The sequence below is a fragment of the Rhodobacteraceae bacterium IMCC1335 genome (genome assembly GCA_039640495.1).
In the GTDB taxonomy this organism is placed as follows: Bacteria; Pseudomonadota; Alphaproteobacteria; order Rhodobacterales; family Rhodobacteraceae; genus Thalassovivens.
This window is the reverse complement of the sequence record CP046864.1, coordinates 183208-195894: the sequence shown is the minus strand read 5'-3', so window position 1 is coordinate 195894 and position 12687 is coordinate 183208. Positions and strand designations below refer to the sequence as shown.

Here is a 12687-nt window from a genome sequence, read left to right as displayed (position 1 = left end):
GGGCCTGCCAGTTTAGGGCTATTTTCGCCGATAGATTTGTATTGACCCTCCTGATAAACAGCTTAGCTCAGAAAAACGGAGGTGCCTTTGACAATTTTGACGCTTGGTTCGAACGAAATAGGCGCATATTCTAGAAGGCTTTGATATCTACGAAGGGGGAATCATGTTTCGGTTTTTTGAAGATTTGATCGATCCTTTCGCCGATTACAGTGAAATTGATCACCCACCGCAACGGCTTTGGCCGTTTTTACAGGCCTATTGTCAACCGTTTAAATGGGTCTTCCTGCTGGCTTTCACCGCCTCGGTTTTGGTGGCTGGCAGCGAAATCGGATTGATCTATGCGCTGGGGTGGCTGGTGGACCAGTTGCAGGGCGATCGCGCGGAAACGCTGCAGCGCCTTGGACCGGTTTTAATCGCCTTGGCGGTGTTTATATTGCTGATCAGGCCAATACTTGCCTTTCTCGATACCGCATTGGTGAATAATACGATCCTCACCAATATGGCCACATTGGTGCGCTGGCGCGGGCATCGCCACGTAATGCGCCAATCTGTGGGCTGGTTTGAGGGCGATTTTGCCGGCCGCATCGCCAACCGCGTGATGCAAACCCCCCCTGCTGCGGGCGAAGTGGCGTTTCACGTGTTTGACGCAATGAGCTATGCGCTGGCCTATGTGATCGGCGCTTTCTTCTTACTAATGCAGGCAGATATTCGCCTTACCCTGCCTTTGGTGCTTTGGTTCGGGCTTTATTTGTTATTGCTGCGCTACACAGTAAAACGCGTTGCCCCTGCCTCTAAAGCGTCATCAGACGCGCGATCCGAGTTGAACGGGCGGGTCGTGGATGCTTATACCAACATCCATTCGGTAAAATTATTTGCCCATGAAGGCGAAGAAATCGCCTTTGCCAAAGCGGGCATCACGCAAACCCGCAACACTTTCATTACTGAAATGCGGATTTATACCCGCATGGATATTTTATTAAATCTGATAAATGGCTTTTTGATCGTGGCGGTGATCGGGTGGGGGATTGCGCTTTGGGCGCAGGGCAGCGCCAGTGCTGGGGTTGTGGCGGCAGCCTCAGCCTTGGTTTTAAGGCTGAACGGCATGAGCAATTGGATCATCTGGGCCGTCGCCTCATTTTTTCGCGAATTGGGCGTGGTGGCCGAAGGCATGCAGACCTTGTCGCAACCCGTCACCTTAATTGATCACCCGAACGCGCAGGTCTTACAACCGCAAGAAGCAAGGATTGAAATAACCGAGCTGTCGCACCATTACGGCCGGGCTCTTGGTGGATTGGAAGGCATTAATCTGAGTATTCCAGCGGGTCAGAAGCTGGGCCTTGTGGGGCGCTCTGGCGCAGGAAAATCAACTTTGTTCAAGCTTTTGCTCCGGTTTTATGACGCTGAATCTGGCCAGATTTATATTGACGGGCAGCGCATAGACCTGGTGACGCAAGACAGTTTGCGCCGTCATATCGGCATGGTCCAGCAAGAGAGCAGTCTGATGCACCGCTCGGTGCGCGATAATATCCGCTATGGGAATAACGCCGCGAGCGAGGCGCAAGTGATCGCGGCGGCCAAACAGGCCGAAGCGCATGACTTTATTCTGGATCTGGAAGATCCAGAAGGGCGGCGCGGTTATGAGGCGCATGTAGGAGAGCGCGGCGTAAAGCTTTCCGGTGGGCAGCGCCAACGTATTGCATTGGCCCGGGTGATTCTGAAAGACGCCCCCATATTATTGCTCGATGAAGCCACCAGCGCGCTGGACAGCGAAGTAGAGGCGGCCATTCAGACCACGCTTTACAGCATGATGGACGGCAAAACGGTGATTGCGATCGCGCATCGATTGTCTACCATTGCGCATATGGATCGAATTCTTGTGATGGATCAGGGGCGGATCGTTGAAGAGGGCAGCCATGAGCAGCTGCTGGCAAAAGGCGGGCTTTATGCCGGGTTTTGGGCCCATCAATCGGGTGGGTTCCTCGATGTGGATGCCGCGCAATGACACCTTTGGCCAATTGGATCTCGCATCACGCCAAAAGTGATCACGCGCCGCCGAAAACATTGCTCGCCTTCCTGCGCTGGGCGTTGCGGGGCAGCGAGCCGGTTTTGCTGTTATCAGCCGCCGCCTCGATCACCGCCGGCATCGTCGAAATGTTAAGCGGCTTGGTTTTAGGCTTGGTGATTGATGCCAGCATGGCCAGCCCGCGTGAGGCGTTGTTTTCAGAAAATTTTTGGATGCTAGGCGCCGCCATCGCGTTTTTCTTATTGATCAGGCCGCTGGCCTTTGGCGCCAGCTCGATCATGCAAAGCTATGTGGTGGCGCCGAATGTGCATAATCTGGTGCTCTCGCGTTTGCATCGCTGGGTTTTGGGGCATTCGGTCAGCTTTTTTGAAAATGATTTTGCCGGGAGGATTGCGCAAAAAGAAATGCAAACCGCGCGCGCAGTAACCGATGTGGTGATCGAAATCCTACACACGGTTTTATTTGCGCTAGCCTCTGTTCTGGGGGCCTTGGCGGTTTTGGGCGCCATAAATCTGTTTATGGGCTCGGCGCTTTTGCTGTGGATTTTAAGCTATGTATTGGTAATCCGGCATTTCATGCCCCTGATCCGAGCCCGATCTGCGGCGCGGGCTGGAGCCCGAGCCAATGTAACGGGCCAAGTGGTGGACACAGTCACAAATATCAAAACGGTCAAGCTATTTTCCCATGATGGGCACGAGGATAAAGCCGCCTTAACGGCCATGGAAGGTTTTCGCGGCGCCGCGCTTGACCATGCGCGGGTTTCTGTTGTGTTTCGCTTTTGGCTTATGGGCCTGGCCGGTATTTTGCCAATCGTGCTGGTTGGCAGCACGCTGGTCAGCTGGTCGCAAGGCAGTGGATCGGTCGGGATGATCGCGACGGCCGGTGCCGTGTCTTTGCGGCTGGCGCAGATGACGGGTTGGGTCAGCTTCACGCTGATGGCGCTTTATGGCAATTTGGGCGAGGTGGAGAACGGGATGAAAACCTTCACCTCCGCGCATGATTTAACCGATGATCCTGCGGCGCAACCATTAAAAGTGACCCAAGGCGCAATCACTTTTGATCAAACCTCTTTTGCCTATGGTCGCGAAAAAGGTGGAATTGAAAATATCTCTCTGACCATTCAACCCGGCGAAAAGCTGGGGATTATCGGCGCCTCTGGCGCGGGGAAATCCACTTTGATTTCTTTGCTTTTGCGGCTTCACGATCCCGAAAGCGGCCAGATCCTGATTGATGGTCAAAACATCCAGCAGGTCACCCAAGAAAGCCTTCGCCGCGCAATCGCCACGGTGACGCAGGAAACCGCGATGTTTAACCGCGCGGCCCGCGATAATATTCTTTACGGTCAGCCAAGCGCCAGCGAAGCGCAAATGCGCGCAGCCGCTCAAAAGGCCGAAGCGGATGCTTTCATTCAGGATCTTGAAGATTTTAAAGGCCGGCGCGGCTATGAGGCCCATTTGGGCGAGCGCGGGGTGAAATTATCCGGTGGGCAGCGCCAGCGCATCGCCTTGGCGCGCGCAATTTTGAAGGATGCACCCATCTTGGTTCTAGATGAAGCAACCAGCGCCTTAGACAGCGAAGTCGAGGCATATATCCAAGACGCGCTCGATACGGTGATGGAAGGCAAAACCGTGCTGGCAATTGCCCATCGCCTCTCAACCATTGCGCGGATGGATCGCATCATCGTTCTGGATCAAGGGAAAATCATCGAAGCCGGCAGCCATGACAGCCTTCTGGCGCAAGGCGGGCTTTATGCGCGGTATTGGAACCGCCAATCCGGCGGCTTTATTGGGTTGCAACCGGCGGCCGAATAAAAGGCGCAATTGGTCCTTTTAACGGGGCCGCCCATCCTCTAAAGCAACACCATGCAAGAGTTTATAATTAAACGCATGGGTCATCTGGGCGATGGCATCACCGAAACGGGCCTTTTCGCGCCGCGCACGCTGCCGGGCGAACTTGTGCAGGCCAAGCAACAGGGCCAAACCCTGATTGACAGGCGAATCCTAACGCCCAGCTCAGATCGTGTATCGCCGCCCTGCCCGCATTTTAAAACCTGTGGTGGCTGCCAAGTTCAGCACGCATCTGACGCCTTTGTAGCCCGGTGGAAAACCGAAATTATCGTGCAAGCTTTGGCCGCGCATGGACTAAAAACGCGGATGAACCCCATCCTCACCTCACCGCCCAACACTCGCCGCAGGGCAAGCTTTGCTGTGCGGCGGACCAAAAAAGGCGCATTGATCGGATTTCACGCACAGGCGTCGGATCAAATCGTTGAGATTCCAAATTGCGCGCTTTTACACCCGGATTTGTTAAAAGCGCGCCCCGTTCTGGAAACGCTTGCCCAACTTGGGGGCAGCCGCAAATCGACGTTGAAGATACAGGCAACCCAAGCCGCCGCTGGCTTAGATCTTTTGGCCATTGGAGGCAAACCATTGGATGACGCATTGCGCGTTAGTTTGGCTGCCGCCGCACTGCAACACCGGCTGGCCCGGCTAAGCTGGAACAACGAAGTCGTTGCCACCCTTTCGCCGCCCGAACAACCCATTGGACCAGCCAAAATCACACCGCCCCCGGGCAGTTTTTTACAGGCTACCCAACATGGGGAAACCAGCCTGATCGAAACGGTAGGGGACATCCTGAAAAGCGCAAGCCCTGTGCTTGACCTATTCAGCGGATGCGGCACGTTCAGTCTGCCCTTAGCACAAATGGCTGAAATTCACGCGGTTGAGGGCGAGGCAGATATGTTGGCAGCGCTTGATAAAGCTTGGCGCAAGACGCCAGGCTTGAAGAAAATCAGCCATGAGAAACGCGATCTATTCCGCCGCCCCCTTTTGCCAGATGAACTGAATAAATTTGAGGCCGCTGTCATCGATCCGCCGCGCGCGGGCGCGCAAGCGCAGGTGACGATGCTGGCCCAAACTACTATTAAGACCCTGGCTTATGTATCCTGCAACCCGGTGAGCTTTGCTCGCGATGCGAAAATATTAACAGATGCCGGCTATAGTTTAGAGGCCGTGACCCCCGTAGATCAGTTCCGCTGGTCTTATCACGCAGAACTGGTAGGGGCATTCCACAAACGGGCAGCATGAATTTACTTTCAAACCTTTGAAATTGTGGTAAAAGGTGTCAAAAAACAGGCATATTTATGGTTTCAAAACGGTTTTTCCTTCCCCTATGCGGGGTGCTTCTGCTGAGTGGGTGCTTGGATTTTTCTGGGTTCACGATGTCTGGAAAATCGTCCCTCACCAAAGATGTACAAATCACCAGCATCAGCGTGGATAAATCGGCCCGCCGGATGTATCTGCTATCCGAGAACGCAATCATCCGCAGCTATCGGATTGGTCTGGGGTTCACCCCAAATGGTCACAAATCATTGAGAGGGGATGGAAAGACCCCGGAGGGTCTATATTACATCGATCGCAAAAACCCGAACAGCAAATTTTATATGTCTTTAGGGATTTCATACCCGAATGCGCAGGATCGCGCCTATGCCCAAAGCATGGGTGCTTCGGCAGGTGGCGATATCTTTATCCATGGACAAAACAAAAAGCCGCGCTTTTGGAAACGCGATTGGACCGAAGGCTGTATCGCCGTAAAAGATCACGAAATTCAAGAAATTTACGCTTTGGTGCCTATCGGCACCCCAATCTTAATCACTCCGTGACGGGGGCTTGTGGCGCGGGGCTGGCCCCTAAAACCATTGCCCACCAGATCTTTCCATCCGCTTCTTGATGCCAAGCCAAACCCAACTCATCGGCTTTGACATCTAAAATAATGCGACGCGCACCTTCATCTGTCATCCAAGCGGCCAGCGTTTCCAGCTCAGTCTCGTAGGTTTCCGATATCACCTCGCCAACCAACTGCCCAGAATAGCCAACCCTCACCAGCCGGTCGATGGGCGATGATGCATCCGACCCAAAATGCCATGGGCGGTCTTGCACAGACATATCGCGGGCATGCGTGGCCGCGGCAGCCGTTAAGCTGGCATTTAAATTTACCACATCGGCGCCGCGCGACTGACGCAGCGCGTTTACCCCGTCTAGCATACGAAATTTTATAATTGCGGGCTCAACTTGAGATAAAAAATAAGGTTTGGGTACGGGCTTACCATCTGAGGCCATCTGGGGCACATCACTGACACAGCCCGCCATAATCATAATAACGATTAACGCGGCAAAGTTTAATCGAGCCATCTATCCCTCGGATAATTTAGTAACAGTTGGGTGTCCTTACTATGTCTGCCGTTGCCAATCAAACCCAGTTTTGCTTTATCTTCACAAATGCTTGCTCAGATGTTGAAAAACCAGCACAAGCTGCATATTTCACAAAAAGCCTGTATAAGGCTGGAAATTTTAAGGATCTCGGCATGACAAATTTAACCAGACGCCATTTTATCCATTGCAGCGCAGCCTTGCTGGCCACCCCCGCGCTTGCTCAAGAGGCTGATGATAGCTCAACTGAAATTGAACAGGAAATTTCTCAAGGCGTGCGCCATAATGTCTCCAGCTTCCGAACATTAGAGTGGCAACCTTATTTCTCAAATTTAAAAAACGGGGCGGTGCTGGTTGATATCACATCGCGCGCGCTGCATTTTTGGTCTGAAGATGAGAATACGTATAAATTATACCCCTCTAGCGTTCCCATGACAGACGATCTGACGCGTCGCGGCCGCACCTCGATCACGCGAAAGGTGACTGGGCCCAGTTGGCGCCCCACCCCTGCAATGAAAAAACGCAATCCGGAATGGCCAGATTTTATTGGCCCGGGCCCAGATAATCCGCTCGGATCGCATGCTTTATATTTAAGCTGGCAATATTTTCGAATTCACGGAACCCATGATACGCGCAAAATCGGGCGACGCTCATCTAATGGGTGCATTGGGCTTTATAATGAGCATATCGAAGACTTATTTCAGCTCACCAAAATAGGAACACAGGTCTTGCTAATCTGAAAACAGCGCTCTTTCTGCCTTGCGCTTATTTCCTTCAGCCCAAAACTCACGAAGGCCCGTCTGCCAACGCCCTTTGCATTGATCAATCGCCCATTTAGATTTTTAAAGCGCATGCCAGCAGGGCGCACATTGACAAGCGCATAGCCACAGACTTAAAGCGGGCAAGCAATTGAAACCTTGGATCTGCGCGATGGCCGACTGCACCATTCAATTTGAAAATGTCAGCCTAAGCTTGAATGCGCGTGAATTGCTAAAAGGGGTTTCGCTTGATATTCAAGAACAGCGCGTGGGCGTGATCGGGCGTAACGGATCGGGCAAAACCTCTTTTGCACGCCTGCTCTGTGGGCTGTTGGCTCCTTCATCAGGGCGGGTGCAGGTCAACGGGAATGATCTGTTTAAACACCGCGCTGCGGCGCTGAAAACCGTCGGCATTCTGTTTCAAAACCCGGATCATCAAATCATTTTTCCCACGGTTCTTGAAGAACTCAGCTTCGGTCTGACGCAACAGGGGCAGCGCAAAGCCGAGGCGATGCAAAATGCCACCAAAATCTTGCAGCAGTTTGACCGGCTGGACTGGGCTGAGCGCACGATTGCAACACTTTCTCAGGGCCAACGTCACTTGGTATGCTTGCTGTCGGTTTTGGCCATGGCACCCCCGCTGTTGGTTTTAGACGAGCCTTTTGCTGGGTTGGATTTGCCCACAAAAACCTATTTACAAAACCTTCTCTACGGGCTGGATCAATCGGTGCTGCACATCACGCATGATTTACAAGCCCTTGCGGAATATGAACGCGTGATTTGGCTTGAAAAAGGACAGGTTGCGGGCGATGGGTTGCCCAAGAATATTATTCCAGCCTTTGAAAACGCAATGGCGCAGGTAGAACAGATCTGATGCTGGCGCTCACAACCCCCTATCAAACGATTTTTCACCGCTGGCCCGCCAGCCTGAAAGTGGTCATGCTGCTGACCTTTACCACCGGATTGATGTTGATCCAGTCTCAAATGCTTTTGCTATGCGCCGTGGGTCTCCCCTTTTGTCTTATTGCCAGTCAAGGTAGGAGATATCTTTGGTTCAGTTTAAAACTGCTTCGCCCGCTTTGGCCGTTCGTTGCGATTATTCTCATCTGGCATTTCTACACGGCTGATTTGCAATCTGGCCTCTTTATTATTTTTAAACTGGCAGCGGCCTTCACCTTCGCCAATCTTGTTACCACCACCACCTCTCTTGCTGATTTCAGCGCGTTGATCGAGAAAGCCATGGCACCTTTTGACAAAAACGGAGCGCAGGGTAAAAAGCTTGGTTTGATGATTGCTCTGACATTGCGCTTCATTCCCGTTTTCATCGAGCGGGCCAACCTGCTGCGCCTTGCCCATCGCGCGCGCAGCAGCAAACACGGCACTTGGCGGATTATTTTTCCGCTTGCCCTTAGCGCGCTTGATGATGCAGAGCATGTTTCAGAGGCTTTGAACGCCCGCGGCGGCGCGGCACCCAGATGATTGAAAAAAATATGGATAAGACTGTTGTTTTGGTGGCGCTGTTTGCGGCGGTGATTGCGGCTTTGGGCTTAATTCCCAAAATCACCCTTATTAGCGGCGTGCCCATCACGGCGCAAAGCTTGGGGATCATGCTCTGCGGTACCATTTTGGGCGCGCGCGCGGGCGCGCAAGCGGCCTTGTTGTTCCTTGGCTTAACAGCGCTGGGCTTACCTCTTTTGGCCGGCGGGCGCGGCGGTTTGGCCGTGTTTGCCTCGCCCAGCGTTGGGTTCCTAATCGGATTTCCGATCGCCGCCTTTGTCACCGGATGGAGCATGCAACGCTTGGCGCGGCTCTCCATTGGCCCAGCCAGCGCCCTGGCCGCCCTGCTTGGCGGTATTATCGCGCTGTATATCCCGGGCGTTGTTGGCCTATCCGTAATGATCGATAAGCCGCTTTTGGCTTCATTGGCTTTGGTGGCGCCGTTTTTACCCGGCGATGTGATCAAAGTGATCCTCTGCGCCGTGATTACGCGCGCGATCTATAGCGCACGCCCGCAGATGGTCTTGGCAAAATCACCCCAGCCGACGCCGGATCCGGATGCGGCTGCACAAGCGGCAGATAATCCGCCCCAAAAGGACGAAGCGCATTAATCGCCGCTTTGCAAAAGCAAGGCGCTGCCCAAGCCGCCCGCAGCGGCAATGGCAGCCAGCCCGATTTGCCCAGCGCTTTGGCACAAATCATGAAACAAGCGCACGGCCAGAATCGCCCCCGATGCGCCAATCGGATGGCCCCGCGCAAGCGCGCCGCCTTTGATATTGCACCGCGCCGGATCTAATCCAGTATCTTGAATGCAAGCCAGCGCTTGGGCGGCATAGGCCTCCATCATTTCAACCTGAGCAAGATCGCGCGCGTCCACCCCGCCCTTTTGAAGGACCTCGCGAATGGCGGGAACCGGTGCCAGCGCGGGAAAAGCCGGATTGCTGGCCAAAGCCGCGCTTTGTAAAATTGCAACCGATGGCGCAGCGATCTGCGCTGCAATCTGATCAGAGACCACCAAACAAAACGCCGCGGCATCGGCCGCAACAGCGCTATTGGCATGCGTAATGCTACCCGATAAAATCGGCGCTCTGGCGCATAATTCCGGGCTTAACCTGCGGGTATAACTGTCGTGATCTAGGTTTTTAGGGCCCAGCGCTACGATCTCAGCAGCCAAAGCCTTTTGCGCTGCTTGGGCCTTTTGATGGCTTAGCCTAGCCCAAGCATCCTGCGCCGCGCGATCGATCCCCATCTGCTGCGCAACCTGATCCGCCGCAATATCCATATCCGGATCTTGATCCGCAACCGGCGCAAAAGCGGGGCGATCATAGGGCAATGCCAAAGCGGCGCCATGCCGGCTGCGCAGCCGAATCGGGCGCTGCGAATAGGTTTCAACGCCGCCCGCCAAAACGATCTCAGCTTGCCCCGATACAATCATCGCGCGGGCCAGCGCCAACGCATCCAACCCACCACAACATTGACGATCGATGCTATAACCGCCAATGCGTTGTGGCAAATCAGCCGCTAGCGCCACCAATCTGGCAGGATTGCCGCCAGCGCCCAGCGCATTTGATACGATAATCTCATCCACCTGCGCCGCGCCAATGCCAGCATCCCCTAGAACAGCACGGATCACCGGCGCCGCAAGCGCATGCAGCTCAAGCGTTGCCAAATCACCGCCCCGCGGTGCAACCGGACTGCGGCGCGCGGCCACAATATGCGCCAAACGCTGCATTACTCGGCCTCTCTACATAAGCGTTTCAACGCTTGAAGATCCGGTTTTCCTGAATTTAAGATCGGCCATTGCGCCAAAGGTTTCAAAACATATTTTGCCGGGCGCGCCCGCAGCGGCAAATGATGTGAGGCCCAGGCTTGAAGATCCTTTGGCAGGGCGCCCGATCGAGCGGCAACCACCGCAACGATCACCGCGCCGCGTTTGGCGTCGGGGCAATCAAACACCACAGCAGCCTCAATGCCAGAATGTTGAGACAATTTGGCCTCAATAGCCTCTGGATAGACGGTTTGATCCGCCACTTGAAACGCCCGCGCGCGCCGCCCCTTTAAATACAGATACCCCTGCGGGTCTAGATATCCGATTTCGCCTATCGACAACCAATCATCGCGCCAGATGATATCAGGATCCGCGCCAGACCTATATTTGGAAAACACATAAGGAGAGCGCAGCCAAATATTTCCCGCGCTTGCGCTCTGGCAGGGTGCACCTTGGGCATCGCGTATTGCAAGCTCCACTCCAGGATAGGGCCTGCCCACAGAGCCCAACGGCGTATCGCGATCCGATGCGCAAATAAAGCTGGCTTCACTGGTGCCAAAAAATTCAGTGATCTCAGCCGCAGGCGCCCAGCGTTTTAACTGCGCGCGCGTTTCCTGATCCAGCGCGCCGCCACCCAGCATCACATGCCGCAATGCCTCCAAACCGCTTTTTTGGCGCTTCACATTTAAGAGCAGGCGTATTTGCGTGGGGGTTGCATAGAGCACGTTAACACGCGCGCTTTGTAACTTTGATAATTGCCGGCGCGGGCTTATACCCCCCAAAGGGTGGTAAATTGCACCAATATGCAATGCCTCAATGGCCCCATATAAGGTTAAGGAATGCTGCAAATCACCCAGCGTGGCATAGCGCAGCGGCCCTTGTTTCGCGAATCGACGAGCATGCAGATGAAAGGTTTCAATCCAGCTGGCGCAGCTGCGCTGGATCACTTTTGGGGGCCCCGTTGTTCCGCCGCTCATCGCGCAAAACCCAGAATTGGCGTTTGCAACAAGCACCGCCTCAACCCGCTCAGCGGCGCCAATCAGCGGCGTGGACTGGCGGTTTAAAAGATCAAAAAACCTACAGATAGGATGCATCATAGCCGCGGTTGGGAGGTGATGCTGCGGCTCATCAAGGCATGTTCCATCTGGCAAAATAAGCTGCGCGTTTATATGCCATCGGAACCGCGCTTCCGGCAAAGAATTCTTCGAGGCATGCGCGTTCAGCAAATTATCATCCCCCGCAGATGGTCATATCTGACGCCAGATCAGAATAGGCCTTCTTCTTTGGCAATCAAAGCGGCCTGCGTACGATTGGCCGCACCAATTTTGCGGTATAATGTTTTCACATGCAATTTAATCGTTGGTTCTTGCAAATCCAAATCGCGCGCGATCTCTTTATTTGATTTGCCTTTCGATAAGCCCTCAAGAACTTGTAATTCGCGTCTTGAAAGTTTTTGGGCCAAAGGGTTGGGCGCCACGGTTGGATCATCCGCGGTCATAAAATCAATCGGAGCGTATTTTTCCCCCATCGCCATAAATCGTACCGCGTTGACCAACGTTTTCGCCGCCAGCGTTTTGGGCACAAAACCCGCGGCTCCAAAAGCCAGCGCTTCTTCAGCCACAGAGCGCGATGCTATGCCCGACATCAATGCAACCGGACTTCCACCGCTGGCTTCCATCGCGCGTTTCAAACCATTCAAACCGGCCATACCCGGCATGTTGTAATCCAACATGATCAAATCGAATTTCTCTTCGCTATGTATAAAATCCAACGCCGCATCAAGCGTTGAAGCAAGCGCAGTATCAATACTCCCCTCTGAGGCTAAGAACATCGATAAGGTTTCCCGCAGGAGATCGTGATCATCCGCTATTAGAATTCGCATTTAGTTTCTCTCGCAATTTACAGTTCTTTTTCTCTATCAGCACTTAATACTAAGAACGCATTTCCAACCCAGAGACAGATTTACTTGGATTTTCTATTGGACCACCCATAAGGCTTTTTATATATATTACAAAGTATATCACAATTCACAATTGGTCTTTTAAAGCGCATATAGGGGAAACTATTTAAAAAGTGCGACCCTTATCCCCCGAGACCTCGGACAAGATCAGATAAATCTGACTCAAATATGTAATATGAAAGACAATATACTGTCAAAATTCCCAGTCTGTATATATTTTATTATTTATATATACCACAAAGTATAAAAAGTGTAGTTTTTCTTTACGTTTATATGCTTTAGTTGCTATGTTTTGATAATTATTGATAGTTTTAACACGGAAGCTTTTTTAAGTCACAAATCGTGCTCAAAGTAAAAAGAGAACGGTGGATCACACAAATAAGGACCTAAACCGTAGAATGGTTCATTTTTTTGAACAAAACGAAGCCAAAAAATGGGCCAATGATAATTGGCTTTTTTATATCGCTTGGGGA

Annotated in this window: 12 protein-coding genes; 8 read left to right on the top strand and 4 right to left on the bottom strand. The window is 52.9% G+C overall.

Translation table 11 applies throughout. The features are described from left to right. Nucleotides 1-163 precede the first annotated feature (163 nt). The 4 genes from GN241_00890 (at nt 164) to GN241_00875 (ending at nt 5684) form a co-directional block, all read left to right on the top strand. Nucleotides 164-2002 (top strand): ATP-binding cassette domain-containing protein, encoded by a 1839-nt coding sequence (locus tag GN241_00890; protein ID XAT56043.1) that lies wholly within the window; start codon nt 164-166, stop codon nt 2000-2002. Next, nucleotides 1999-3834, top strand: coding sequence for an ATP-binding cassette domain-containing protein (locus GN241_00885; protein ID XAT56042.1), 1836 nt, complete (start codon nt 1999-2001; stop codon nt 3832-3834). Before GN241_00890 ends, GN241_00885 begins: the two co-directional genes overlap by 4 nt. A 51-nt stretch (nt 3835-3885) precedes the next feature. Continuing rightward, a complete protein-coding gene (locus GN241_00880; GenBank protein XAT56041.1) occupies nt 3886-5109 on the top strand; it encodes a class I SAM-dependent RNA methyltransferase in 1224 nt (407 codons plus the stop codon). 134 nt (nt 5110-5243) lie between these two features. Next, nucleotides 5244-5684 carry a L,D-transpeptidase family protein gene (locus GN241_00875; GenBank protein XAT56040.1) on the top strand — a complete coding sequence of 147 codons (441 nt, stop codon included), beginning with the start codon at nt 5244-5246 and terminating at the stop codon, nt 5682-5684. Here the strand turns inward: GN241_00875 and GN241_00870 are convergent. Continuing rightward, nucleotides 5674-6213 carry a CAP domain-containing protein gene (locus tag GN241_00870; GenBank protein XAT56039.1) on the bottom strand — a complete coding sequence of 180 codons (540 nt, stop codon included), beginning with the start codon at nt 6211-6213 and terminating at the stop codon, nt 5674-5676. The two genes, GN241_00875 and GN241_00870, sit on opposite strands and share 11 nt — an antisense overlap. A gap of 173 nt (nt 6214-6386) precedes the next feature. Here GN241_00870 and GN241_00865 point away from each other — a divergent pair, with 173 nt between their 5' ends. From GN241_00865 to GN241_00850, 4 genes are all read left to right on the top strand, one after another. After that, nucleotides 6387-6971, top strand: a complete 585-nt coding sequence (locus GN241_00865; GenBank protein XAT56038.1) for a L,D-transpeptidase family protein — start codon at nt 6387-6389, stop codon at nt 6969-6971. Between the two features lie 190 nt (nt 6972-7161). Further along, the gene (locus tag GN241_00860) at nt 7162-7863 is read left to right on the top strand and encodes an ATP-binding cassette domain-containing protein (GenBank protein XAT56037.1); all 702 of its coding nucleotides are present in this window, start codon (nt 7162-7164) and stop codon (nt 7861-7863) included. After that, entirely contained in the window at nt 7863-8468 is a 606-nt protein-coding gene (locus GN241_00855) for an energy-coupling factor transporter transmembrane protein EcfT (GenBank protein ID XAT56036.1), read from the top strand. Before GN241_00860 ends, GN241_00855 begins: the two co-directional genes overlap by 1 nt. A gap of 11 nt (nt 8469-8479) precedes the next feature. Continuing rightward, nucleotides 8480-9097, top strand: a complete 618-nt coding sequence (locus GN241_00850; GenBank protein XAT56035.1) for a BioY family transporter — start codon at nt 8480-8482, stop codon at nt 9095-9097. On the opposite strand, the gene GN241_00845 is transcribed toward GN241_00850, so the two are convergent. The 3 genes from GN241_00845 to GN241_00835 are packed head-to-tail and all read right to left on the bottom strand — an operon-like array spanning nt 9094 to nt 12136. Continuing rightward, entirely contained in the window at nt 9094-10218 is a 1125-nt protein-coding gene (locus tag GN241_00845; GenBank protein XAT56034.1) for an acetyl-CoA C-acyltransferase, read from the bottom strand. The two genes, GN241_00850 and GN241_00845, sit on opposite strands and share 4 nt — an antisense overlap. After that, nucleotides 10218-11480, bottom strand: coding sequence for an AMP-binding protein (locus GN241_00840; protein ID XAT56033.1), 1263 nt, complete (start codon nt 11478-11480; stop codon nt 10218-10220). The genes GN241_00845 and GN241_00840 overlap by 1 nt, the downstream gene beginning before the upstream one ends. A gap of 38 nt (nt 11481-11518) precedes the next feature. Beyond that, nucleotides 11519-12136, bottom strand: coding sequence for a response regulator (locus tag GN241_00835; GenBank protein XAT56032.1), 618 nt, complete (start codon nt 12134-12136; stop codon nt 11519-11521). Between the last annotated feature and the right edge of the window lie 551 nt (nt 12137-12687).